The organism is Dyadobacter sp., from assembly GCF_051859145.1.
Lineage (GTDB): Bacteria > Bacteroidota > Bacteroidia > Cytophagales > Spirosomataceae > Dyadobacter.
Genome location: NZ_JBHYGF010000525.1, coordinates 1 through 1,945 on the forward strand (window position 1 = coordinate 1; position 1,945 = coordinate 1,945).

Sequence of the window (1,945 nt, forward strand, 5' to 3'; positions counted from 1 at the left end):
GTGATCCAGGCTTTAAAAAACTAGCACGTGGCTTACCTCGGCATTGACGTGTACGAACAGGAAGACAAACTGTTTTTCAAGGATCTGTCGGGCAGCATTATCGAAGACGATACCATTCAGCGGCTGATGAGCTTCCCGAATGTGCTTGTAACCGCGCACCAGGCGTTTTTTACCGAAGAAGCACTGTCTGAAATCGCGCAGGTCACCCTGAAAAGCATTGATCAGCTCAACAAAGGTGAAACGCTGGACAATCAGGCAGTGCTTCTTGTATAAACAAAGACAAATTTCTGCGGCTTAGCCAACCCGCCGGTACACTGTTTCAGTCGCTATATCTTCCTGGCCTTCGGGTGAGATATTGTATGCGGAAATGGTAAGCTGGTCGGGTTCGTGGAGTTGCACCACCGTGCGCCAGCCCCAGGGAACCGGGATACCCGGTCCGCCATAAGCGCCCAGCACTGAAAACCCGTGCTCGATTGAGCTGCCTTCCGAAAGCATGATCGCAGTTCCCATATGAAAGCTGTCCACCCAGGCAACCTGGAATTTTTCATTGCCAATGTCGTACCCGATTGTCGCTGAACCTTCAAACGGCTTGCCGGTCAAAGTACCCTCGTACTGGTACAACAGGAACCTCCCGCCGAGGATAGGCTCGATACTGCCCGACATAGGTGATTCGTCGGCGAGTACGCCGGGCTCAAACCAGGTTTTGGTAACACCCTCCCACTTCCCGACCATTGCATGGATGTGCTGGTGAATGCCGGATTCCAGTGAGATCTCGAATTTGGACTTGCTCATATTGGCTGTTTATATCATTTTTCAAAACAAAAATAAGCATATAAGCCGCACAAATACTTAGCAGTAGAATGGAAAATACAAGCTCTTTCTTAACTTCCGCCACTAACCTATTTTCATCAAACCTTACGCCCATTTACCAAAATGCCCTACCTCACTGCTATGCATCGGGAAAGCGAAGTTTTGCGTCGGGTGGCCGAGGGTGACGAGCGTGCTTTTGCAACCCTTTTTAATCATTATCACCAGCGACTTGGGATGCATATCTACCGCATTACCAGGTCAGAAGAGCTGGCAGCGGAGGTGGTACAGGATGTTTTTCTTAAAATTTGGCTCAACAAAGAACTGCTCGCCGAGGTGGATAATTTTCCGGTATACCTCTATGTAATCTCCAAAAACGCCGCATTGAATTGTCTTAAAAAAGCGGCCAGCGAAAGCGCCCGGATTGTGGATCTGGATCTGCATTCAGAGCATTTCACAGTAGCAGATACCATGGAGGAAGACCACCGTTACCTGCTAATCGACGAGGCTATAGACCTCCTGCCGCCGCAGCAGAAACAGGTGTACCTGCTGAGCCGCCACCAGCGCCTTTCCTACGCGGAGGTTGCCGCGCAGATGAATATTTCAAAGGAGACCGTGAAGAAATATCTTCAGATCGCAACCGAATCCATTTCTTCACATATCCGTAACAAATTGATAATAAGCTTCCTTTTGGCAGCTCATTATTTTTTCTCAAAATAATTCCATTTCAATAGCCCCTTTTCGCTTGCCCGGTTTGTCCTGTTGGTGAAGTTTGACAATCAACTGAAAATGGATCTTACCGAACGCAGGTTGCAGTACCTGATTGACCGCTACTATCACGGGAATGCCTCTCGGGAAGAGACACAGGAACTTATGGACCTGGTTCGCGCCGGACGGTATGATGCACTTTTAGAAGATTATTTCAAAACCAACTTCATGGAACAGACCGGCAACGAGACGCTTTTTCCAGAAGAAAAAAGCAATGCAATGCTGAACGCGATCCTGAATGCAGCCAGCCAGCAAGCCGCTCCTGAGAAAAAAGTAATACGCCTGAACTGGCTGCGATTTGCTGCCGCTGCAATGCTCGTGCTCACTGGTTTGGGAATCTGGTACAATGCGCAAAACAGCCTGAAAGAAA

At 48.7% G+C, this 1,945-nt stretch carries 4 protein-coding genes; 3 read left to right on the forward strand and 1 reads right to left on the reverse strand.

Features of this window, described 5'->3' with window-relative positions; translation table 11 throughout:
• The first annotated feature begins 27 nt into the window (after positions 1 to 27).
• Entirely contained in the window at positions 28 to 273 is a 246-nt protein-coding gene (locus tag ACTIE6_RS23330; protein ID WP_439558921.1) for a hypothetical protein, read from the forward strand.
• Positions 274 to 294: 21 nt separating this feature from the next.
• Here the strand turns inward: ACTIE6_RS23330 and ACTIE6_RS23335 are convergent, their stop codons facing one another.
• Complete coding sequence (locus ACTIE6_RS23335; RefSeq protein ID WP_439558922.1) at positions 295 to 792, reverse strand: DUF1579 domain-containing protein; 498 nt, start codon at positions 790 to 792, stop codon at positions 295 to 297.
• Positions 793 to 933: 141 nt separating this feature from the next.
• On the opposite strand from ACTIE6_RS23335, the gene ACTIE6_RS23340 reads away from it, so the two are divergent.
• Together ACTIE6_RS23340 and ACTIE6_RS23345 are read left to right on the forward strand one after the other, a co-directional pair.
• A complete protein-coding gene (locus tag ACTIE6_RS23340; RefSeq protein ID WP_439558923.1) occupies positions 934 to 1,527 on the forward strand; it encodes an RNA polymerase sigma factor in 594 nt (197 codons plus the stop codon).
• Between the two features lie 69 nt (positions 1,528 to 1,596).
• On the forward strand, positions 1,597 to 1,945 hold a 349-nt coding region (locus tag ACTIE6_RS23345), incomplete at its 3' end, for a hypothetical protein (protein ID WP_439558924.1).

Bases quoted from the DNA above. Each gene is read 5' to 3' on its own strand.
- ACTIE6_RS23335 (WP_439558922.1), bottom strand. From the start codon at position 792: ATGAGCAAGTCCAAATTCGAGATCTCACTGGAATCCGGCATTCACCAG.
- ACTIE6_RS23340 (WP_439558923.1), top strand. From the start codon at position 934: ATGCCCTACCTCACTGCTATGCATCGGGAAAGCGAAGTTTTGCGTCGG.